General features: G+C 62.9%; 19 protein-coding genes. 5 read left to right on the forward strand and 14 right to left on the reverse strand.

Translation table 11 applies throughout. From position 1 onward, the window contains the following. Positions 1-5: 5 nt before the first annotated feature. The 3 genes from AB6Q56_RS04150 to AB6Q56_RS04160 are packed head-to-tail and all read right to left on the reverse strand — an operon-like array spanning position 6 to position 5,374. Positions 6-4,040 (reverse strand): EAL domain-containing protein, encoded by a 4,035-nt coding sequence (locus tag AB6Q56_RS04150; RefSeq protein ID WP_434515876.1) that lies wholly within the window; start codon positions 4,038-4,040, stop codon positions 6-8. A 7-nt stretch (positions 4,041-4,047) separates the two neighbouring features. Continuing rightward, positions 4,048-5,193 carry an ABC transporter substrate-binding protein gene (locus AB6Q56_RS04155; protein ID WP_434515877.1) on the reverse strand — a complete coding sequence of 382 codons (1,146 nt, stop codon included), beginning with the start codon at positions 5,191-5,193 and terminating at the stop codon, positions 4,048-4,050. Positions 5,194-5,200: 7 nt separating this feature from the next. Then, a complete protein-coding gene (locus AB6Q56_RS04160; RefSeq protein ID WP_434515878.1) occupies positions 5,201-5,374 on the reverse strand; it encodes a hypothetical protein in 174 nt (57 codons plus the stop codon). Between the two features lie 115 nt (positions 5,375-5,489). On the opposite strand from AB6Q56_RS04160, the gene AB6Q56_RS04165 reads away from it, so the two are divergent. After that, positions 5,490-6,616, forward strand: a protein-coding gene (locus tag AB6Q56_RS04165) for an IS3 family transposase (RefSeq protein ID WP_374755713.1) whose coding sequence is annotated in 2 segments (ribosomal slippage) — positions 5,490-5,748 and positions 5,748-6,616 — 1,128 coding nt in all. Because the reading frame shifts where the segments join, the coding sequence is not laid out codon by codon here. A gap of 12 nt (positions 6,617-6,628) precedes the next feature. On the opposite strand, the gene AB6Q56_RS04170 is transcribed toward AB6Q56_RS04165, so the two are convergent. Then, on the reverse strand, positions 6,629-7,039 hold the full coding sequence (locus AB6Q56_RS04170; RefSeq protein ID WP_434515879.1) for an HPF/RaiA family ribosome-associated protein: 411 nt from the start codon (positions 7,037-7,039) through the stop codon (positions 6,629-6,631). A 404-nt stretch (positions 7,040-7,443) separates the two neighbouring features. On the opposite strand from AB6Q56_RS04170, the gene acnB reads away from it, so the two are divergent. Next, positions 7,444-10,032: a bifunctional aconitate hydratase 2/2-methylisocitrate dehydratase gene (gene acnB / locus AB6Q56_RS04175; protein ID WP_434515880.1), complete on the forward strand. Its 2,589-nt coding sequence runs from the start codon at positions 7,444-7,446 to the stop codon at positions 10,030-10,032. 168 nt (positions 10,033-10,200) lie between these two features. Here the strand turns inward: acnB and AB6Q56_RS04180 are convergent, their stop codons facing one another. Beyond that, positions 10,201-10,719 (reverse strand): Lrp/AsnC family transcriptional regulator, encoded by a 519-nt coding sequence (locus tag AB6Q56_RS04180; RefSeq protein ID WP_434515881.1) that lies wholly within the window; start codon positions 10,717-10,719, stop codon positions 10,201-10,203. Positions 10,720-10,839: 120 nt separating this feature from the next. Here AB6Q56_RS04180 and ipdC point away from each other — a divergent pair, with 120 nt between their 5' ends. Next, a complete protein-coding gene (gene ipdC, locus AB6Q56_RS04185) occupies positions 10,840-12,474 on the forward strand; it encodes an indolepyruvate/phenylpyruvate decarboxylase (protein WP_434515882.1) in 1,635 nt (544 codons plus the stop codon). Between the two features lie 81 nt (positions 12,475-12,555). Here ipdC and AB6Q56_RS04190 read toward each other — a convergent pair whose 3' ends face one another. The 6 genes from AB6Q56_RS04190 to AB6Q56_RS04215 all read right to left on the reverse strand — a co-directional run bounded on the left by AB6Q56_RS04190 (position 12,556) and on the right by AB6Q56_RS04215 (position 18,035). Then, positions 12,556-13,332 (reverse strand): LamB/YcsF family protein, encoded by a 777-nt coding sequence (locus tag AB6Q56_RS04190; protein WP_434515883.1) that lies wholly within the window; start codon positions 13,330-13,332, stop codon positions 12,556-12,558. Between the two features lie 18 nt (positions 13,333-13,350). Then, positions 13,351-14,397: a biotin-dependent carboxyltransferase family protein gene (locus AB6Q56_RS04195; protein ID WP_434515884.1), complete on the reverse strand. Its 1,047-nt coding sequence runs from the start codon at positions 14,395-14,397 to the stop codon at positions 13,351-13,353. Continuing rightward, positions 14,394-15,152, reverse strand: a complete 759-nt coding sequence (pxpB, locus tag AB6Q56_RS04200) for a 5-oxoprolinase subunit PxpB (protein ID WP_434515885.1) — start codon at positions 15,150-15,152, stop codon at positions 14,394-14,396. The genes AB6Q56_RS04195 and pxpB overlap by 4 nt, the downstream gene beginning before the upstream one ends. A gap of 8 nt (positions 15,153-15,160) precedes the next feature. Beyond that, positions 15,161-16,459 (reverse strand): TRAP transporter large permease, encoded by a 1,299-nt coding sequence (locus AB6Q56_RS04205; protein ID WP_434515886.1) that lies wholly within the window; start codon positions 16,457-16,459, stop codon positions 15,161-15,163. Positions 16,460-16,469: 10 nt separating this feature from the next. Next, complete coding sequence (locus AB6Q56_RS04210) at positions 16,470-16,988, reverse strand: TRAP transporter small permease (protein ID WP_434515887.1); 519 nt, start codon at positions 16,986-16,988, stop codon at positions 16,470-16,472. 72 nt (positions 16,989-17,060) lie between these two features. Next, positions 17,061-18,035 carry a TRAP transporter substrate-binding protein gene (locus AB6Q56_RS04215; protein ID WP_434515888.1) on the reverse strand — a complete coding sequence of 325 codons (975 nt, stop codon included), beginning with the start codon at positions 18,033-18,035 and terminating at the stop codon, positions 17,061-17,063. Between the two features lie 174 nt (positions 18,036-18,209). Here AB6Q56_RS04215 and AB6Q56_RS04220 point away from each other — a divergent pair, with 174 nt between their 5' ends. Then, positions 18,210-18,767, forward strand: coding sequence for a winged helix DNA-binding protein (locus AB6Q56_RS04220; RefSeq protein ID WP_434515889.1), 558 nt, complete (start codon positions 18,210-18,212; stop codon positions 18,765-18,767). Positions 18,768-18,787: 20 nt separating this feature from the next. On the opposite strand, the gene AB6Q56_RS04225 is transcribed toward AB6Q56_RS04220, so the two are convergent. The 3 genes from AB6Q56_RS04225 to AB6Q56_RS04235 are packed head-to-tail and all read right to left on the reverse strand — an operon-like array spanning position 18,788 to position 20,602. Beyond that, positions 18,788-19,165 carry a cupin domain-containing protein gene (locus tag AB6Q56_RS04225; protein WP_434515890.1) on the reverse strand — a complete coding sequence of 126 codons (378 nt, stop codon included), beginning with the start codon at positions 19,163-19,165 and terminating at the stop codon, positions 18,788-18,790. Further along, the gene (locus AB6Q56_RS04230) at positions 19,162-19,620 is read right to left on the reverse strand and encodes a YaiI/YqxD family protein (RefSeq protein WP_434515891.1); all 459 of its coding nucleotides are present in this window, start codon (positions 19,618-19,620) and stop codon (positions 19,162-19,164) included. The genes AB6Q56_RS04225 and AB6Q56_RS04230 overlap by 4 nt, the downstream gene beginning before the upstream one ends. Before the next feature lies 1 nt (position 19,621). Then, complete coding sequence (locus AB6Q56_RS04235) at positions 19,622-20,602, reverse strand: MBL fold metallo-hydrolase (RefSeq protein ID WP_434515892.1); 981 nt, start codon at positions 20,600-20,602, stop codon at positions 19,622-19,624. A gap of 163 nt (positions 20,603-20,765) precedes the next feature. On the opposite strand from AB6Q56_RS04235, the gene AB6Q56_RS04240 reads away from it, so the two are divergent. Next, a complete protein-coding gene (locus AB6Q56_RS04240) occupies positions 20,766-22,040 on the forward strand; it encodes a hypothetical protein (protein ID WP_434515893.1) in 1,275 nt (424 codons plus the stop codon). Positions 22,041-22,042: the final 2 nt, after the last annotated feature.

The following is a 22,042-nucleotide window of genomic DNA, read 5'->3' on the forward strand; positions in this document are numbered from 1 at the left end:
GGCGTTCAGTTCTGTTTCCTGACCTGTGGTTTCTTGTGGCGGGCGGAATGCAACTGCGTTTCGATAAGTTCGGCCGGCAGCGGTTTGGAGAACAGGTAGCCTTGCAGGAAGTTACAGCCCAGTTGTGTCATCGTTTCCTGCTGGGCGGCGGTTTCGACGCCTTCGGCGACGACCTTCATGCGCAAGCTGTGCGCCAATGCCGTGATTCCCTTGACGATGGCCACGGCGTCGCCATCCTGCGGAATGTCCTGGATGAACGAGCGGTCGATTTTCAGGATATCGGCCGGCAAGTGCTTCAGGTAGGAGAGCGAGGAATAGCCGGTGCCGAAATCGTCGATCGAGATGTGGATGCCCAGATTGCGCAATTCGCGCAATAGGTCGATGCTTTCGGCTGCCCGCGCCATCATGACGCTTTCGGTGATTTCCAGGACCAGACAGGATGCCGGTAATTCGCTTTCGTTCAGCGCGCTGAGGATGATGTTGCGTAGGTCGGGCTGTTCCAGTTGCTTGGATGACAGATTGATCGCCACGTACAGGTCGGGGATGCCGTTGTCCAGCCAGGCCTTGGCCTGCTGGCAGGCGTTGCGCAGGACGCGTTCGCCAAGCGGCAGGATGAGGCCGGTTTCCTCGGCGATCGGAATGAACTCGGCAGGCGAGATGACCCCCCGTTCGGGATGTAGCCAGCGGACCAGTGCCTCCACCCCGGTGATCCTGCCGTCGACCGTTTCGACCACCGGCTGGTAGAAGACGGTGATTTCGTCGCGTTCGAGCGCCCGCCGCAGGTCGGTTTCCAATTTCAGGCGCCCGGACATGGCCGATTCCATCGCCGCTTCGTAGTAGCAGAAACCGCTGCCGCTGCTCTTGGCCCGATACATCGCGGTATCGGCATGACGCAGCAGGCGGTTGATGTCCGGTCCGTCCTGCGGGTAGAGCGCGATACCGACACTGGCGGTGACGACGATTTCCTGGCCGTCGATGATCAGGGGGGCCGAGACGGTGCGGCAGATATTCTGGGCGACGCTCGCAGCGACGGAGGCATTGGGCAGGTCGTCGAGCAGCACGGTGAATTCGTCGCCGCCCAGGCGGGCCACGCAGTCGTCGGCACGCACGCATCCCTTGAGACGCTGGGCCATGGTGGCCAGCAGTTTGTCGCCCACTTCGTGGCCGAGGGTGTCGTTGATGAACTTGAAGCGGTCGAGGTCCAGGAACAGTATGCCGAGCATGCTGGCGTTGCCCTCCGCATGCTCGATGGCACGGGTCAGGAAATCCATGAACAGCAGGCGGTTGGGCAGGCCGGTCAGCGTGTCGTTGTAGGCGAGATGGCGAACATGGCGCTCGGCCCGGGTGGCGTCGATGATGCGGCGGACCCGCTGATTGACCACCGAGAGGTGAATGGGCTTGGGGATGAAATCACTGGCCCCGGCTTCGAAGGCACGTTCGATCGACTGCCGGTCTTCGAGCGCGGTGATCATCAGGATGGGAATGTCCTTCCAGCGCGGGTGGCGCTTGAGCGCAGTGCAGGTGTCAAAACCGTCCATCACCGGCATCAGCGCATCCATCAGGATGGCATCGGCGGTGTTGTATTCCAGCCAGTCGATGACTTCGCTGCCGTCGCCCGCTTCCGCCACCCGGAAGCCGCTCCGGTACAAGGCGTGGCGCAGGGCTGACCGGGTGCTGCGGTCGTCGTCGACGACGAGGACAACCGGCGCATCTTCGCGTACCGGCGGCAAAGTCGCCGCCGGTTCATCCAGTTCGGCCATCAAGGCCGGTTCGATGACGGCGAATTCGGTGCGCAGGCGCAGCAGCAGTTCGCTTGCCTCAGTCAGCGTGCCCGCTTCAGCCTGCAACTCCATCTCGCGGGCAACGCCAGCCATGGCTACTGCTCCTAGATTGCTCGCGGCACCCTTGATGATATGGGAAACGTTGCGCAGCGTCGTCGCATCGCCTTGTGCAATACCATTTTCCAATTCGATCAGATAATTCGGGACGTCTTCGAGGAAAGGACGGATGGCCTCGCTGACCGAGGTGCCAAGGATCTCTCTCAGGCGTTTGAGTACCATAGTGTCGAGCGGCGAATTGCCGTCGGCAGTATCTTGCTGTGTATTGGTCTGCGGTAACTGCTCGGCCTGCCAGTTGAGCCAGTGCCCCAGGCAGGAGGCGAGGGCGTCCAGGGTCAGCGGTTTGGGCAGGTGGTCGTCCATGCCGGCCATCTTGCAGCACGCGATGTCGTCCGGCAGTGTGTTGGCGGTCATGGCGATGATCGGTATGCGGCGGGCGCTGCCCGATTCCTGGCTGCGAATCGCTGCGGTGGCCTGGAAACCGTCCATTTCCGGCATCGAGCAATCCATCAGGATCAGGTCCCAATCGCCTTTCCGCCAGGCTGCCACGGCTTCGATGCCATTCTTGGCGATCTCGTAGGTGCAGCCGAGCATGCGCAACATGCCGGCGGCGACCAATTGGTTGGTGGCGTTGTCTTCGGCAATCAGGATGCGGCCGCTACGGCTCACCTGCCGGTTGTTTTCCGGCTGTTGAAGCGATACCGATGCACCGCGTATACACGGCACGGTGAACCAGAAATTGCTACCTTCGCCCGGCGCGCCTTCGACGCCGATTTCACCGCCAAGCAGGTGGGTGATCTGTTTGCAAATGGAAAGTCCCAAGCCGCTGCCGCCGTAGCGCCGCGTGGTCGAGGTATCGGCCTGGGTGAAAGAGTCGAAAATGACCGACTGCAGTTCCTTGGCGATACCGATGCCGGTATCGCGGACACTGAAGCGCAATTGCCGGCCTGCATCCATGCGTTCGACGGTCACGGTGACCGAGCCCTGCTCGGTGAATTTGAGCGCATTGCCCAACAGGTTGATCAATACCTGACGGATACGGTCGGGGTCGCCGGTCAGGACCAGTGGAACGTCGGGCGCCACGCTGTCGGTCAGGGCGATATTCTTCTGCTCGGCTTGTGTGCGGAACATGTTCATCACACCATCGACCAGCGGCTGTATCTGGAAGTCGCAGGCATCGACCTCCATCCGGCCGGCTTCCAGGCGAGAAAAGTCGAGGATGTTGTTGATCAGTTCGAGCAGGTATTGTGAGGAGTCCCAGGCCAGGCCCAGCAATTCCTGCTGTTCACGATTCATGCGGCCCAATTTCAGCATGTCGAGGGTGCCGATGACCCCATTTAGCGGCGTACGGATTTCGTGGCTGATCGTCGCCGCGAAATCGGCCTTCAGCTTGGCGAAGCGGAGCGCACTGTCGCGGGCCGTGCGCAGTTCCTGCTCACGTTGTTCGAGGGCTTCCATCATGCTGTTGAAGGCATGGGCCATGTCGGCGACGTCTTGTGGACCAGAAAGGTCGGCGCGCAGTCCGATTTCGCCTTTTTCGGCGCGTGCCATGGTGTCCGACAGATTGGCCAGCGGCCGGGTCAGACGCCGGGCGAGCGAGCGGAGGGCGAGGACAAAGAGTGCGGCGAAGGCTATCCCCGCCGCAAAATTGATGATGAAAACCTCCTGAACCAGCGTTTTCAACGTTGCCTTGCTTTGTTCAATGATGACGAAGCCGAGCAGCATGTCCTTGCGCTCGGTCGTTTCGAACTGGGTATCGGGGCCGGAAACCGAACACTCTGGTCCTACGACGCGCCAGCCGGCGGTACTTTCGCCATCCAGGTAAGGATCGTGAACATCTGGCTGCGGGGTTTTCTGGTCAGCATCGATGCTGGGTTTTCCCTTTTCGAGGAGGATGCGGCCATCGGCGTGGCGGATTTCGATCCGGGTCACATCGGGGAAAGCCGAGGTGGCAGCCAACGCTTCGGAAACATTTTCCGTCGATCCGAAGGCCAGGGCCAGCCTGCTTTGCGAAGCAAGGTTCCGGGTGATGCGCAAACCGTCATCCAGTTTGCCGTCGTAGAGCTGGCGGCTACCTTGCCAGGATGTGATCAGGGCGGCGAGCAGCGAAGCGCAGACGACGCCGATTGAAAACAGGATGGACAGCTGACTGCGGAAGGTGGTTTTCCTGAAGCGCCGCAGCAAACCTGACAACCAAGCCATGGTGCGTTTATTGTTCCGGGAAAAGGAGATCGAAGCCCTGCTGCTGGACTTTCGAGGGGGTCAAGCCGAGATGGCTGGCCGTCCGTGTATTGAATGCGGTTAACACGTCGCGCAGCGGCAATACGCCGCGCGCCACCGGGCTGCCGCTCGCCATGCCGAGGGCGGAGCTGGCCAGGTTGCGCCCCAGTTCCACGTTGTTGGGGTACAAGGCAAACAGCGCTCCCCGCTTGACATGGGAAACGTTACTTGAAAACACCGGGATGCCCTTGTTCCATGACTCCTGCAAGACCAGCGGCAGAACCAGTGACTCGTCCACGGTAGCGCTGTCCTGAGGCAACCAGAGGGCATCACGCTTTGCATCGGCGTGGGCGAAGATGTTCTGGTAGATCGCCAGGGCGCTCTTCAGGTCGGTGGCTTCCTGGGTAACCAATTCGATGCCTTGGTTACGCGCGGCGTCCTTAGCGAGTTTGATCAGCCAGGCGTTCTGGCGCGGTTCGAAGACGACGAAGACACGCTGGGTTTTGGGTGATAGAGCTTTCAGGCGCGTGAACAGTAGCGCCGGGTCGGGGGCCAGGCTGAGAATGGCGCCGGTTCGGGCCTCGGTGTCGGGTACGGAAACCACGCCGCTGGCGATGACGCCGAATTCCTTGTCGAGCGCGCTGGCGGCTTTCAGGCCATTTCGGCCGAGGGCGATGACGACGCGTATATCCTGGCGCTTCAGTTCGCCGGAAATTGCCTGGGCGTTGAAATTGCTACCCACTGCATAACTGCTGACCTTGGCCTGGGAGCTTTCCTCGATCCCCTCGATGATCTTGGAAAAAACACTGCGATAAGGCTCGCCGATATCCGGGTAAAGCACGGCGATCGGCCCGATGTTGCCGCCCGCCGCGGCCAGCCGGATGGAAGCGCCGCGCTGCGCATTGGCCTGCAGTAGCTGGCTGAAGCGGGGTTCTTCGAAATCCCTCAGTGTCAAGCGGATGATTTCGATCCCCGGTGTGTTTTCCATGCCACCAAGCAAGCCGGCAAAATTGGCCGGGCCGGCATCGTCCGCCTCGGCGAAGATCACTGCGATGCGCGTGACGCCCGCTTCCACCTGGACGGTACAGGCGAGCAGCAGGAGCGTCAGGAGGTGGCGTAGAAAGCGCAATGTCATCCCAAGATTATAGGCTGTAACGGGCCTGAAGCCAGATGGTACGGCGCGGCATCGGCAGGTCGTGGATGACGCCGGTGCCCGATGTGAGATCGATCTTGGCCGGCTCACGGATGTCGGCGTTGAACAGGTTGAAGACCGAGGCGGAGAAGTCCCATCCGGTTTTCTTCCGGACGGTGCGCAAGGTCAGGTCTACCGAAGTGTAGTCGGGAGAGGTGGTTCCGCGAATCCGGACATCGAGTTAAGTGAAATCTCTGCTTCAATGGGCGATGGAAATCGCCTGCCTAGGAGCAGAAGCAATGAGAAGACCCCGCCGTAACCACACAGCCGCCTTCAAGGCCAAAGTGGCGATTGCCGCCCTCAAGGGCGATGAGACGCTGGCTGCGTTAGCAGAGAAGTTTGACGTTCATCCGAATCAGATTACGCAATGGAAGACACAATTGCTCGAGAACGCCTCGGGTGTCTTTGCGACGGCTGCCGAGAAGCAGGCGGCCACGCCGGACCTGAAGGATTTGCATGCAAAGATAGGCCAGCAGGCGTTGGAGATTGATTTTTTGGCCGTCGCGCTCGGTCGCATCGGCGATGCGAGCGCAAAACGATGATCGACAAGGCCCACGATCTGCCTGTCGTCAGGCAAGTCCAGTTACTTGAGCTTTCGCGTTCTTCTGTCTATTACCAGCCGCAGCCCACATCCGAAATCGATTTGATGCTGATGCGGCGGATTGATGAACTGCACCTGGAGCATCCCTTTGCCGGTGCGCGGATGTTGCGCGATATGCTCAAGCTCGAAGGCCATGAAATCGGTCGCAAACATGTCGGTACGCTGATGAAGAAGCTCGATATCCAGGCCATCTACCGCAAGGCCAACACCAGTCGGCGCAACCAGGCACACCGCATCTATCCCTACCTGCTGCGCGGCCTTGCCATCGAGCGTCCGAATCAGGTCTGGGCCATGGATACGACCTACATCCCGATGCGCCGGGGCTTCGTCTATCTGAGCGCGGTGCTTGATTGGGCAACCCGTCGGGTGCTGAGTTGGCGCCTGTCGAACAGCCTGACGGCTGATCCCTGCGTCGATGCTCTGGAAGAGGCCATCATGAAGTATGGCCGACCGGAAATCATGAACACAGACCAGGGCAGCCAATTCACCAGTTCGGCCTTCATTGGCTTGCTTCAGGAGCACAGCATTCAGGTCAGCATGGATGGCAAGGGCTGCTGGCGCGATAACGTATTCGTCGAACGCCTCTGGAAATCGGTCAAGTACGAGGAGATTTACCTGCACGGCTACGACACCGTTTCCGAGGTCCGACAGGCGCTGGCCCGCTACTTCGATTTTTACAATCGTCGTCGCCCGCACTCAACGCTTGACGGGCAAACCCCGGATACGGCTTACTTCAACCAGCCGCTGCTCGCCGCAGCGGCTTAACCCGCAGAGAACTCACTTAAGAAAACCAAATTTCTGTCCAACTGCGCGGGGCCACCTCTCTGGATCTTCATCCTTGGCTGCATCGGTGCGGAAAATCTCCCGCAGGCTGTCGCGCCGGTGCTTGTTCTGGCGTTCGAGGCGTCGGGCCAGCGAACGTTCGGCCCGGTCTACGGCCCGGTTGATGGCGGCATACAGGTCCGCCTCGGTGTCCTCGATAACGATATCGCTGGTACCGGGCAGGGCGATCTGTATGCGGCAGCACTTGTCTTCGCCACCGCGCGGACCGTTGATGTCGTAAAGGCGTACAGCGACCTTGCGAACATCATAGGTGGCCCAACTCAGGGCGAATCCCAAGCGTCGCTCGGTGTGTTCGCGCAACGCGGGAGAAAGGTCGAATCCTTGGGCTCGAATGTCGATATGCATGATGCGCTCCTTTTGCGGTTGGGGAGCATTCATCCTAGAGTGGTTCGATGATTCGAAATAGACGAAATTTACAGACCTATATTTCGTTTTTGCCGAATTGTTTTGCGGCTATCAGTGTTGGGATAAGCATCGTTTATCCCCGTTTTGTCGGGGTAAGTCTGTGGATAAGCTCTGGGCTGTTTTCGTAAGAGCTTGTCAGGCAAGCTGTTTTTTTATATTGCTCAAATTTTGAGCATTGAGCTTGCTGCAGCGCACATCAAGTGCATGGCAAAAACCTGAAGATAAGCTATCATATATAAGACTTGCGAGCCGGCCTCGGGAAGCTACAAGCCGAACCAATCGGCCGCCGCCATTGTCGTAAAATATTCGTTTCCCAGAGCAACCCTTTACGAAAGGAAGTCGCCGTGCTTGAAGCCTATCGCGCCCACGTTGCAGAGCGTGCAGCCCTCGGTATCCCCCCGCTGCCCCTGTCCAAGCAACAGACCACCGAACTGGTCTCCCTGCTGAAGAATCCGCCCGCTGGCGAAGAAGCCGCTCTGGTCGAGCTGATTACCCATCGCGTGCCGGCTGGCGTGGATGATGCCGCCAAGGTCAAGGCTGAGTTCCTGGCCAAGGTTGCCAAGGGCGAAGAGTCCTGCGCCCTGATCTCAAAGGAAAAGGCCACCGAACTGCTCGGTACCATGCTCGGCGGCTACAACGTCAAGCCCCTGATCGATCTGCTGGCTTGCGGCACCTGCGGCGCCGTTGCCGCTGAAGGCCTGAAGAAGACCCTGCTGGTGTTCGACTTCTTCCACGATGTCGCCGAGCTGGCCAAGGCCGGCAACGCCAATGCCAAGAGCGTCATGCAGTCGTGGGCCGATGGCGAGTGGTTCACCTCCCGCCCGGCTGTTCCGGCTTCGCAAAAGCTGACCGTCTTCAAGGTCACCGGTGAAACCAACACCGACGACCTGTCGCCCGCCCCGGATGCCTGGTCGCGTCCGGACATCCCGCTGCACGCCCTGGCCATGCTGAAGAACCCGCGTCCGGGTATCGAAGCCGACGAGCCGGGCTCGCGCGGCCCGATCAAGCAACTGGAAAAGCTGGCTGCCAAGGGCAACCTGATCGCCTACGTCGGTGACGTGGTCGGTACCGGTTCTTCCCGCAAGTCCGCCACCAACTCGGTGCTGTGGTTCACCGGCGAAGACATCCCGTTCGTCCCGAACAAGCGTTTCGGCGGCGTCTGCCTGGGCTCCAAGATCGCACCGATCTTCTTCAACACCATGGAAGATGCCGGCGCGCTGCCGATCGAAATCGACGCCGGCCAGATGGACATGGGCGACGAGATCGAACTGAAGGTTGATCAGGTCACCGGCAAGGTCACCGCCACCAAGAACGGTGCCGTGATTGCCGAATCCCAGCTCAAGACCCTCGTCATTCTTGACGAAGTCCGCGCTGGCGGCCGTATCCCGCTGATCATCGGCCGTGGCTTGACCACCAAGGCCCGCGAATTCCTCGGCCTGCCGCAATCCACCCTGTTCCGCCTGCCGCAGAACCCGGCCGACAACGGCAAGGGCTTCTCCCTGGCCCAGAAGATGGTCGGCAAGGCCTGTGGCGTGACCGGCATCCGTCCGGGCACCTACTGCGAGCCGAAGATGACCACCGTGGGTTCGCAAGACACCACCGGCCCGATGACCCGCGACGAACTCAAGGATCTGGCCTGCCTCGGCTTCTCCGCCGATCTGGTCATGCAGTCCTTCTGCCACACCGCCGCTTATCCGAAGCTGGTTGACGTCAAGATGCATCGCGAACTGCCGTCCTTCATCAGCACCCGTGGCGGTGTTGCGCTGCGTCCGGGCGACGGCGTCATCCACTCCTGGCTGAACCGCCTGCTGTTGCCGGATACCGTCGGTACCGGTGGCGACTCGCACACCCGCTTCCCGATCGGCATCTCCTTCCCGGCCGGTTCAGGTCTGGTCGCCTTTGCCGCCGCCACCGGCGTCATGCCGCTGGACATGCCGGAATCCGTGCTGGTTCGCTTCAAGGGCAAGATGCAAGACGGCATCACCCTGCGCGACCTGGTTAACGCCATTCCGTACTACGCCATCAAGGCTGGCCTGCTGACCGTCGAGAAGAAGGGCAAGAAGAACATCTTCTCCGGCCGTATCCTCGAAATCGAAGGTCTGCCTGATCTCAAGGTCGAACAGGCTTTCGAACTGTCCGACGCCGCCGCCGAGCGTTCCGCTGCTGCTTGCGCCATCGCCCTGAACAAGGAGCCGATCGTCGAGTACATGCGTTCCAACATCACCCTGATGAAGTGGATGATCGCCGAAGGCTACGCCGATGCCCGCACCCTGAAGCGCCGTATCGCCGCCATGGAAGAGTGGATCGCCAACGGCACCCTGTTGAAGGGCGACGCAGACGCCGAATATGCCGCCGTGATCGAAATCGATCTGGCCGAAGTCACCGAGCCGATCCTGGCCTGCCCGAACGATCCGGACGACGTCAAGCTGCTGTCCGAAGTCGCCGGCGACAAGATCGACGAAGTTTTCATCGGTTCCTGCATGACCAACATCGGCCACTTCCGTGCAGCCGGTAAGGTGCTGGACGGCAAGAGCGACATTCCGGCCCGCCTGTGGATCGCCCCGCCGACCAAGATGGACGCCCTGATCCTGACCGAAGAAGGCTACTACAGCGTTCTCGGCAAGGCCGGCGCCCGTATGGAAATGCCGGGCTGCTCGCTGTGTATGGGTAACCAGGCCCAGATCCGCAAGGGTTCCACCGCGATCTCCACCTCCACCCGTAACTTCCCGAACCGTCTGGGCATCGACACCCGCGTCTACCTCGGCTCCGCCGAACTGGCCGCCATGTGCGCCCTGGCCGGCCGCATCGTGACGGTGCCGGAGTACATGGAGCAGATCAAGCTGGTCAACGCCAAGGCCGCTGACGTGTATCGTTATATGAACTTCGACCAGATTCCGGAGTTCGTCGAAGTCGCTGCGACCGTCGAGATGTAAGCAGTCGTACATTCCCGAGCAATCGGGAATGCGGAAAATAGCCCCTGCCGGGAAACCGGTGGGGGCTTTTGTTTGGGCCTTCGACAAGCGACGGCCCAAATGCCGTTCTATTAGTTCAAGAAACGCAACAAGGCCATAGCTGTTCAAGACAGTGTCTGGTGTGTCTTTTCACTCCTTGAACCTGACCCGCCGTTTCGGCTGCTGCGGATTCGCTACGTGATCGAGTGGCAGTTCATGCGTCTGCTTGACCTTCGACAGCGCGATGTTGGTTTTCACCTGCGCGACGCCGGGCAGGGTGAGGAGTTTTTTCATCATCAGGTCGGAGAAGGCGGCGAGGTCGGGGGCGACGATGCGTAGCATGTAGTCGGCCTCGCCGGTGACGGCGAAGCATTCGAGCACTTCGGGTAGCGCCACCACTTGCCGTTCGAAATCGGTGGCGCGGGTCTTGTCGTGGCGTTCGAGAATGACCTGGGCGTAGGCGATGACCCCGAGGCCGAGCGCGGGCGGGTCGAGCAGGGCGGCGTAGCCGGAGATGACCTTGGCTTCTTCGAGTCGCTGGATGCGGCGGCTGATCTGCGAGGCGGAGAGGTTGGCTTTTTCGCCCAGTTCGGCATTGGTGGCCTGCCCCTGGCGCTGCAGTGCGGCCAGGAGTTGCAGGTCGTAGCGGTCGATGACGATTTCGCTCATGGATTTCCAATGTATGCACAAAACGTGCGTAATGTACCGCGAATGTGAGATGTGTTGAACGCATTGTGCGGCCGTGGTGCGCAATAATGCTGTCGATATCCCTTCCTGGAAGTCCGCGCAATGAATCTCACCAAATCGCTTCTGCATGCCCTCAAGGACAACGGCGCCCGCCAGATTTTCGGCATTCCCGGCGACTTTGCGTTGCCTTACTTCCGCATCATCGAGGAGTCGCGCATCCTGCCGCTGCACACCCTGTCGCACGAGCCGGGCGTCGGGTTCGCGGCCGACGCGGCGGCGCGCATCGGGCGGGGCGAAGGGCGTTCGCTGGGTGTTGCGGCCGTGACTTATGGCGCTGGGGCGTTGAACATGATCAATTCCGTGGCTGCCGCTTATGCCGAGAAATCGCCGCTGGTGGTGCTCTCCGGCGGGCCAGGCACGGGCGAGTCGAGTTCGGGCCTGCTCCTGCACCATCAGGCCAAGACGCTGGATTCCCAGTACTGCATCTTCGAGGAAATCACCTGTGACCGCGTGCGGCTCGATGACGCGGCGCGAGCGCCGGCCGACATCGCGCGCGTCCTTGGCAACTGCCTGAAGCACTCGCGGCCGGTATACATCGAAATTCCTCGCGACATGGTGGCGATGCCCTGCGCGCCGGTGCCGCCGCTGCCTGAGCCGATGGTCGATCCGGATGCCCTGGCCGCCTGTGCCGAAGAGGTGCTGAGCCGCCTTGGCGCGGCGGAGCGGCCGGTGTTGATGGTCGATGTCGAGGTACGCCGTTTCGGGCTGGAGGACAAGGTCGCCGAACTGGCGCACCGGCTGGCCTTGCCGGTCGCCACCTGTTTCATGGGGCGCGGCCTGCTCGCCGACGCCAATGCGCCGCTTGTCGGCACCTACATGGGGGTCGCCGGCCTGCCCGAGGTGACGCAGCTGGTCGAGGGCTCGGACGGCCTCTTCCTGCTCGGTGTGATTCTCTCGGACACCAATTTCGCGGTGTCGGAAAAGAAGATCGACCTCAGAAAGACCATCGTTGCCTGCGATGGCGAGGTGCGACTCGGCCACCACATCTATCACGACATCCCGCTCGCCGCGCTGGTCGATGCGCTGCTCGCGCGCACCCCGCCTCGGGCGGGCGATTTCGACGTGAAGCCGACGGCTTATCCGCGTGGCCTGGTCGCCGATGAGGCCACGATTGCCCCGAACGACATCGCGATGGCGGTCAACGACCTGATGGACGCCCACGGCAAGCTGCCCATCGCCGCCGACATGGGCGATTGCCTGTTCACAGCGATGGATATCGAGCAGACGGCGTTGGTCGCTCCCGGCTACTACGCGACTATGGGTTTCGGCGTGCCGGCTGGTCTCGGCATCCAGGCGGCGACCGGGCAGCGGCCGTTGATCCTGGTCGGCGACGGGGCTTTCCAGATGACCGGCTGGGAACTGGGGAACTGCCGTCGCTACGGTTGGGACCCCATCGTGCTGCTCTTCAACAACGCGAGTTGGGAGATGCTGCGCACCTTCCAGCCGGAGTCCGGCTTCAACAACCTGGATGACTGGGGGTTCGCGTCCATGGCTGCCGGCATGGGCGGCGACGGCATCCGGGTACAGACGCGCGCCGGGCTGAAGGCCGCCCTCGATAAGGCCATGGTCACGCGTGGCCGTTTCCAGCTGATCGAGATCATGATCCCGCGCGGCGTGCTGTCGCAGACGCTGCAGCGCTTCGTGGCCGGCGTGAAGCGGCTCAACGCCGCGAAGTGAATCCTCCCGGGCCGGGCAGGGAGGTTGGCGCCTGAGGGGCGAGGCGGTGGCATGCGCCTCACCGCTCGTCAGGAGGGGCGGTTACGGTCGCAGGGTTTGGGGCAGCGTTGACAGGCTATAGCCGGCCATTTCCAGGCCGGCGGCGAGTGCGCACGCCGAGGCCACGGCATCCGGCCCATCGCCATGCACGCAGATGCTGTGGATGTCCGTCTTCAGCACATTGCCGGTCCGGGTGACCAGACCGCCGGCGTCGAGCATGCGCAGGACATGCTGGAGGCTGGCCTCGGCGCCATGGATCATGGCACCCGGCTGGCTGCGCGGCACCAATTGGCCGTCGTCCTGATAGGCACGGTCGGCGAAGACCTCCAGGCCGACCGCCAGGCCGGCACGAATGCCGGCCAGTGCCAGTTGCGAGTGCGCCGGGGCAAGCAGGATGAGATCACGGTCGACGGCGGCGACGGCGGCCGCCACCACATCGGCCAGACGGGCGTCGGCGCAGGCCATGTTGTTTAGCGCACCGTGCGGCTTGACGTGGCTGAGGGCATGCCCCTCGACGGCGGCCATCGTCTGCAGGGCGCCGATCTGGTAGATCAGCATGGCGGCGAGTTCATCGGCCGGGATATCCATGCGGCGGCGGCCGAAACCCTGCAGGTCGGGGAAAGAGGGGTGGGCGCCGATGCTGACGCCGCGTTCGCGGGCAGCGCGGACGGTCTGGCGCATGACCAGCGGGTCGCCGCCGTGAAAGCCGCAGGCGACGTTGGCGCTGCCGACGACATCGAGCAGGGCGCTGTCGCTGCCCATGCTCCAGGCACCGAAGCTCTCGCCGAGATCGGCATTCAGGTTGATTTTCTGGCTCATGCAGGGCCTCCGGTGGAATCAGTCGCGGATCGGCGGTTCGGCGCGCACCATGCCGTCGATCAGGTTGCAGGTGTAGAGCGCGGCCTCGTCGAGGTAGCCGGCAGGCAGGTAGGTGCCGATGCCGTTTTGCCAGCGAGCCAGGCGTTCCGTTTCGTGGTGCTGGATGGCGAGCGCCTCGGGCAGGTCGACCGCCGTGAAGCGCAGTGGGTCGCCGGCCCGACACTGGGCCAGGCGCGGCAGGTCGGCGCGGATGACGGTGGCGATCTTGGGGTAGCCGCCGACGGTCTGGCAGTCGGCCAGCAGCAGGATCGGCTGGCCGTTGCCGGGTACCTGCAAGGTGCCGGGTGTCACGGCATCGGAGACGATGTCGGCGTGTGCCGGGCTGCGGTGGGCGAGGGCCGGGCCTTCCAGGCGCATGCCCATGCGGTCGCTGTCGCGGGTCACGCGGTAAGGCGTGGCGAGCAGACGTTCGAGTTCGCCGTCGGCAAAATGATCGGCCTGCGGACCGCTCATGACACGGATCGGCCCTTCTGCATGCTGCCAGGGGGCGGCGCGGTATTCGCGATACTCGTTGTGGCTCAGGCGACGACAGGGCAGTGCGTCGCCACTGGCCAGCAGCCGGCCGTCGATGCCGCCAATGCCGGCACGCTGGTAGGTAGCGCGGCTGCCCAGTTGCGGGAGCACATCGATGCCGCCGCTGACCGCCAGATAGGCCGTGCCGCCATCGACCGCGCCGCATTTCAGGATATCGCCGGCTTCCAGCGTGGCGCTGTGCCAGGCGTCCAGATCCTGGCGGCTGCCGCCGTGGCGCAGGATGCTGGCCGACAGGGCGCCGGTCAGGGCGACCCGTACCGGCCCTTGGCGCACCCTGAAGCTGGGGCCGAGACCACGGATCTCGATGGCCGCCACGTCGCCGGCATTGCCGACCAGTGCGTTGGCGCAGGCGGCGAAGACCGGGTCGAGAAAGCCCGAGACGGCGACGCCTATGTGGCGATAGCCGTAGCGGCCGGCATCCTGGATGGCATTGCCGAGGCCGCCGTCGATGACGTCCAGCCAGCCGATCATGCCGGCGCTCCGTTCAGGAAATGCTGGCGATGCAGTTCGCCGTTCGCCAGCGCCTGCTCGATCCGGCTGTATTCCGCCCGGTCGACGACCCGCCAGTGCACGCAATCGCCCGAGGCAAGCAGGGCAGGCGGATTGTCGCCGGCGACGAAGAGGTCGAGCGGTGTCCGGCCGAGCAGGTTCCAGCCGCCCGGGCTCGGCCACGGATAGACCGCGCACATTTCGCCGGCAATGGCGATGGAGCGGGCCGGGACGAGCTTGCGCGGGGTGCTCAGGCGGGGTGTGTTCAGGCAGGCCGGCAGACCGCCCATGTAGGGAAAACCGGGCATGAAACCGATCATGTAGACGCGGAATGCCGTCTGGCAGAGCAATTCGACAACCGCTGCCGGCGTCATGCCATGCCGTTCGGCCACCGCCGCCAGGTCGGGGGCGAAGTCGGCGTCGAAGCAGGCCGGCAGCAGCCAGTGGCGGCCGTCCAGCGTGGTCGCCTCGGTGCTGCGGGCCAGGGTCAGCAGGCGCTCGCCGAGCACCAGCGGATCGGGGTCCGGGCGGAAATGGACGGTCAGCGAGCGGAAGGTAGGGACGGTGTCGACGATGCCGGCAAAGGCCGGGTCGTGCTGGCGGGCGTCGTTGACCAAGGCATCCAGCGCCATCACCCGACCGTGGACGGCCGGGTCGATGTGCCGGGCAAACTCGACGGTCCACGCGCTGTCGCCGAGCGGCAGCAGGCGTGGGGTGTCGTACGACGGGGTGGTCATGGCGCCTCTCAGCCGGCCATCTGCTGCGGCAGCCAGGTAATGAAGCCCGGAAAGAAATAGAGCAGCAGCACGGCGGCAACCATGAGCACGAACATCGGGAAGGCATGCTTCGCGAGGTAGGTGATTTCCTTCTTGGTCATGCCTTGCAGCACGAAAAGATTGAACCCGACCGGCGGCGTGATCTGCGCCATTTCGACCACGAGCACGACGAAGATGCCGAACCAGACCAGATCGAGTCCGGCCGCTTCGACGGTCGGCAGCAATACGCCCATGGTTAGCACGACGATGGAAATGCCGTCGAGGAAGCAGCCGAGGATGATGAAGAAGATCATCAGGGCGATGATCAGCATGAGCGGCGACAGGCCGAGGCTGGTAATCCACTCGGCGAGGTGGCGCGGCAGGCCGAGGTAGCCCATCGACAGCGTCAGGAAGGCGGCGCCGGCCAGGATCAGGGCGATCATGCAGTACAGGCGGGTGGCGCCGAGCAGGCTTTCGCGGAAATTCTTCCAGTTCAGTTCGCCCTGCACGGCGGCGATGATCATCGAGCCGACGACGCCCAGCGCCGCGGCTTCGGTGGCCGTGGCCAGGCCGGTGTAGATCGAGCCGAGGACGGCGGCGATCAGCGAGACGACCGGAATCAGGTGGCGCGACTCGTAAAGCTTCTGGAAGAAGGTGAATTTCTGTTCGGCCGGGGGAATCTGGTCCGGGTGCAGCAACGCCCAGACGATGGTGTAGCCCATGAACAGACCGGCCAGCAGCAGGCCGGGAACGACGCCGGCGATGAACAGTTGGGCAATCGAGACGTTGGCCGTCACGCCATAGACGATCATGATGATCGACGGCGGGATGAGCAGGCCGAGCGTTCCGGCGCCGGCCAGGGTGCCGATGGCGATGTGTTCCGGATAACCGCGGCGCTTGAGTTCCGGCAGGGTCATCTTGCCGATCGTGGCGCAGGTGGCGGCGGAGGAGCCGGAGACGGCGGCGAAGATGGTGCAGCCGATGATGTTGGTGTGCAGCAGGCGGCCCGGCAGACGCTCCAGCCACGGCGCGAGGCCCTTGAACATGTCTTCGGACAGTTTGGTACGGAACAGGATTTCGCCCATCCACACGAAGAGCGGCAGGGCGGTAAGTGTCCAGGATGAAGACGAGCCCCAGATGGTGACGGCCATGCTGTCGCCGACCGGGCGGCTGGTGAACAATTCCATGCCGATCCAGGCCACGCCGGTCAGCGCGAGGCCGATCCAGACGCCGGAACCGAGGATCAGAAACAGGGTGACGATGAGGAGCAGGGTAATGGTCAGGTCCATGTCGGCCTCCTTATTCGATATGGGCCGGTTCGCCATCGGGCGAAGCGTCGCGCAGGGTGTGGCCGGCCAGCAGCAGGACCAGATCATTCAGGAAAGCCAGGGCGAACAGGCTGGTGCCGACCGCCATGCCAATCTGGGGAATCCACAGGGGGGTGGCATCCAGGCCGGTGGAAATGTCGAAAAACTCCCGGCTTTGCAGGACGAGACGAATCGAGAACCAGGCCAGTGCGCTCGACAGTCCCAGGGCAACGAGGTGGCAGAAGATGTCCAGCCAGTGCTGCGCGCGGGCCGGCAGCTGGTTGAAGATCAGTGTCACGCGGATATGTTCGCCACGGCGCAGGGTCGGTGCCAAGGCCAGGAAGCCGGCGGCGGCCATGCAGTAACCGGCATAGGCATCCGAACCGGGCAGGTCTAGCGCCGGAATGATGCGGCCGAAAATGCTGGACAGCACGGCGAGCAGGGTCGCGATCATGAACAGGCCAGCCAGATAGGCGGCCAGCGTGAATAAGGTGTCCATCAGCTTGCGCATGGAGACTCTCCGAAAAAAGGGCCTTTCCGGGGAAAGGCCCTGGTGGTACGGCAGGGTTACGCGGACGATGCGTTACTTGCGGTAGGCGTCGAGCATGGCCTGGCCGTCGGCGCCGGCCTGCTTGGCCCAGTCGGCAATCATTTGCTCGCCGACTTTCTTCAGGTCGGCCTGGAGCTGCGGTGAACCCTTTTCGATCTTCATGCCGTTCTTGGCCAGTTGCTCGAGGTACCAGGTGTTTTTTTCCTGGCTGATCTTGATGCCGCGCGCTTCGGCCTCGGCCGCTGCCTTGAGCAGCGCATCCTGGGTCGGTTTGTCGAGGCCGTCGAAGGCCTTTTTGGAGACGATGACCAGGTTCTTCGGCAACCAGGCGCTGACATCGTAGTAATACTTCACTTGTTCCCAGACCTTGCTGTCGTAGCCGGTGGCGCCGGACGTCATGAAGGTGTTGACCGTGCCGGTGGCCAGCGCCTGCGTCAGTTCGGCGGCTTGGACGGTGACCGGCTGGGCGCCGACCAGTTGGGCAATGCGGCTGGTGTTCGGGTTGTAGGCGCGCCACTTGGCGCCCTTCAGGTCGGCGGCGGAGTTGATCGGCTTGGCGCTGAAGATGCCCTGCGGCGGCCAGGGCACGGCATACAGCACTTTCAGGCCCTGCTTGGCGAGATGGGCTTCAGTGGCTGCCTTGGTCGCCTTCCACAGCTTGTCGGATTCGGCGTAGCTGGTGGCGAGGAAGGGAATGGAGTCGACGCCGAAGACCGGGTTTTCGTTCGAATAGCCGGAGATGATGATTTCACCGATCTGCGCCTGGCCGCCCTGGACGGCGCGCTTGATTTCGTTGGCCTTGAACAGCGAGCCGCCGTCGTGGATGGTCAGCGTCAGCTTGCCGCCGGTGGCCTTCTCGACATCCTTGGCAAAGAGCTGGATGTTGGCGGTGTGGAAATTGGAGGTCGGGTAACCGGTCGGCATGTCCCATTTCTGCTGGGCCTGGGCAATGGCGGACGAGAACATCAGGGTGGTGCTGAGGCCAAAGGCGGCCACGGTTTTCAGCATGGGAGTCTCCTCGTTATTGTGCGGATGGTCATGTCCGCTACCGAAGCGCCCGGCGGGACGATTGTCGACGCCGCAATTCCGGATTTGAACATGGTGACGTGACGTTAAGAAAACGTTGATAAAAAGTCAACATGATAGTCGCTATAATCTCCGCCAAATTATTGGAGAAAAGTCATGCCCAGTCGTCAGAAAGCCAACAAGACTCCGGTTGCCGTCCCCGTTCCACCGGTCGGGCAGCGCATTGTTTCCTCCTCGCATCTGGTGTCGGAAAAGTCGCCGGAGCTGTCGGAGTTCGAGTTCGGCCTGATCATCGCCACCCACGCCTTCAACCGCTGGCTGATCCGCTGCATGGGGGCTGCCGGCGTCAAGGACATGGCGCCCGTCGATGTGCTGATCCTGCATCACATCAACCACCGGCGGACGGAGAAGCGCCTGGCCGATATCTGTTTCGTCCTCAATATCGAGGACACCCATGTGGTCAGCTATTCGGTCAAGAAACTGTCGGGGATGGGCCTGTTGAGCAGCACCAAGCGCGGCAAGGAGGTGTTCTTCGCCACGACGGAAGAAGGCAATGCCCTGTGCCAGTGCTACCGCGAGGTACGCGAAGCCTGCCTGATGCCCGGTTTTTCCGGGCAGGAAGAGGAGAACGCCCGTCTGGGCGATTTGGCGCGGATACTGCGCCAGTTGTCCGGGCGCTACGATCAGGCGGCGCGGGCAGCGACCGCCTACTGATTGCGGAAAATCCGCCCGGGCTATTCCTGCGGTTCGAGGATTTCGGTGTCGGTGTGGTCGTAGGCCGGGCTGCTCGCGCACAACACGCGCAGGGGCACCGGCCAGGTGTTGTGCAGCGCATGCGGCGTACCGGGCGGTATGAGGATGGTATCGCCGACGCCGATGGCGAAGGTCTTGTCGCCGAGAATCATGGTCCCTTGCCCAGCGGTCACGTGGTACAGCTCTTCGGTCTTGTGGTGACGATGGAGCAGGGTTTTCTGGCCGGAATACACCGTCGCTTCGGCGAGGCTTTGCGCCTGGTTGCCGTGTTGTGCCGGGTGCATCAGCTCGCGGATTTCCGAGCCGTCCTTGGTCGTGTAGGGCTGGATGTCGTCGTAACGGGTGAGCAGGGTGGTCATGCGGAGTCCTTGGGTATCTTGGCGAGAAAGCGGTCGAGCTGGTTGGCGAAGGCTTGCCGGTCGGCTTGGCTGAACGAAGACGGCCCGCCGGTTTCGATGCCGGCACTGCGCAATTCTTCCATGAAATTGCGCATGCTCAGGCGTTCGCGGATGGTCGCCGTCGTGTAGAGCTCGCCGCGCGGGTTCAGGGCGTGGGCGCCGCGTTCGATGACCAGCGAGGCGAGCGGAATGTCGGCGGTGACGACCAGGTCGCCGGCGGCCACCTGGTCAACGATGTGCCGGTCGGCGACATCGAAGCCACTGGGCACCTGGATGGCGCGGATGACTTTCGACGGCGGCGTGCGCAGCATCTGGTTGGCGACCAGGGTGGTCTGGATCTGCCGACGCTCGGCGGCGCGGTAGATGATTTCCTTGATGACGCCGGGGCAGGCGTCGGCATCGACCCAGATCTGCATGCTATTTGGCCAGCGGAGCGAATTCGGCCGGAACCCAGGCGTAGCCCTTGGCTTCCTTGCGGACGTGGCCAACGCCGGGGAAGGGCAGGTGCATGCCGGCGACCATCAGCTTTTCGCGGGCGGCCTTGTGGAAGACGCGCTTGCGGGTGGCGACGGCCTGCTTCGGGTCGTTGTCGAACTCGAAGGCGACTTCCGGGCGGGCGAACTGCACGGCGTGGTTATGCACCAGATCGCCGAGCACCAGCAGGCGCTGGTCGCCGCTCTGGAACAAATAGCTGGCGTGGCCCGGGGTGTGGCCGTGGGTGTCGACGCTGCTGACGCCGGCCAGCAGTTCGCGGTCGCTGTCGAAGGTCTTCCATTTGCCGGCGGCGAGGTAGGGGGCGGCGGCATCGCGCGACATCTTGAAGAAGGGCTGGAAATCCTTCGGGGCCTGGGCGGCGATCGCCTCGCTCAGCCAGAAATCGTTGTCCGCCTTGGCCGACCAGACCTCGGCATTGGCGAAGACGCGCTGGCCGTCCGGGGTGACCAGGCCGTTGATGTGGTCGCCGTGCAGGTGGGTGATAAGCACGGTGTCGACCTGCTCCGGGGTGTAGCCGGCGGCCTTGAGGTTGTCCACGATGTTGCCGAGCCCCGGCCCGAACAGCTTGGCGGCGCCGGCGTCGACCAGGATCAGCTTGTTGCCGGTATTGACCAGGTAGGCGTTGACGGCGGTCTGCACCTTGGGGCCTTTCAGGAACTCGCGGGCGAGCAGGCGCTGGATGTCGCGCTTGTCGATGTTCTTCAGCAGCTTCTCGTCGAGGTCGATGGCACCGTCGTAGAGGGCAGTGACTTCGAACTGGCCGAGCATCAGGCGGTAGTAGCCGGGAACCTGGGTTTTCTGCTGCGGCGCTTCGGCAATCGCCAGGCTGCTGCCGAGCACGAACAGCCCGGCGACGGCCAGACGACGGAAGGCTGTTTTCAGGGGAGATGCAGTGAGGGTCATTCAGGGCTCCTGTGGGGTGGGAGAAAAGCCGGGATGGCCGATGTTGCGGGCAGTCGGAGATCGGCGGCGAAAGGCAGATATTGCCACGGAGTGCCCGGTTGACAAATGCATCATGGCGCCGTTTCATGGCTGCTTCCCCATTTCTCGCGCGGAGCGGCCCGCCATGGTTCGATCGATTGCACGCGTGCTGCCTGCGGGCAGCCTTTGGTTATGGCTTTTCCTGGGCAGTGCGCTGGCGCAGACGACTGACAAGCTGCCGCCGGCGCCGGACTATCTGGGGGAGATTCGCCGGGGGGCCGACGGACGACTGGTGGCTCGCCCGGAAGCGGCGCTTGCCATGGAGGCAGCCGTGCCGGCGACGATGGTCGTCGGTCCCGGCGAGAAAATCGCCTCGATCACCGAGGCCGCCAAACAGGCGCGCGATGGCGACGTGATCGAGATTCGTCCCGGCCTCTATCGCGGGCAGCCGGCCGTCTGGACGCAGAACAACCTGGTGATCCGCGGTGCCGGTGAACGGCCGGTCATGCTGGCCGACGGCAAGAATGCGGAGGGGAAGGCGATCTGGGTGGTGCGCGGCGGCAAGTTGCGGATCGAGAACATCGAATTTCGCGGTGTGCGCGGCGCCGACCTGAACGGTGCCGGAATCCGTTTTGAAAAGGGCAGCCTGAGCGTGCGGGGCTGCGCGTTTTTTGACAACGAGATAGGCATCCTGACGGCGAACCGCAGCGACTTGAGTCTTGAGGTGAACGACAGCGAGTTCGGCGATGCTCCGCGAACCCCGGGCGATCTGCACCATCTGCTGTACGTCGGCGCAATCGGGAAATTCACGCTGAGGGGTAGCCGCTTCTCCAATGGCTATCTGGGCCATCTCGTCAAGTCGCGGGCGCGCGAGAACTACATCCTGTACAACATGCTGGTCGATGGGGCTGGCGGCAAGTCGTCCTACGAACTGGAGTTTCCCAATGGCGGTGTTGCCTACGTGGTCGGCAATACCATCGGCCAAAGTGCCGGGACCGACAATCCGCGTCTCGTTTCCTATGGTGCCGATGGGCCGAAATGGCCGGAGAATGCGCTCTACATGGCGCACAACACCTTGATCAACGACGCCTACGCAGGCACTTTCGTCAACGTGCGTACCGACAGGATGGGCGGCGATCTTGAGGTTTGGCTGCTGAACAACCTGATCGTTGGGGTGGGCGATCTCCACAAGCCGGCGCAAGGTCGATTCGAAGGCAACCGTTTTGCAGTACGGCACGAACTGGTCGAGATGGGCGGCATTCCGCTGAAACTGACCAGCCTGTCGCCACTGCGCGGTATGGTCAGTCCGCCGGGGATGGCGCCGGCCATGGCGCTGCTGCCCGATGCCGAGTTTGTTTTCCCGGCTGGAACCCGCCGGATGCAGCCGAGCAGCCTGCTTGCACCGGGGGCATTCCAGTAGGG

Origin of the sequence: Dechloromonas sp. ARDL1 (assembly GCF_051122455.1) — a bacterium.
In the GTDB taxonomy this organism is placed as follows: Bacteria; Pseudomonadota; Gammaproteobacteria; order Burkholderiales; family Rhodocyclaceae; genus Azonexus.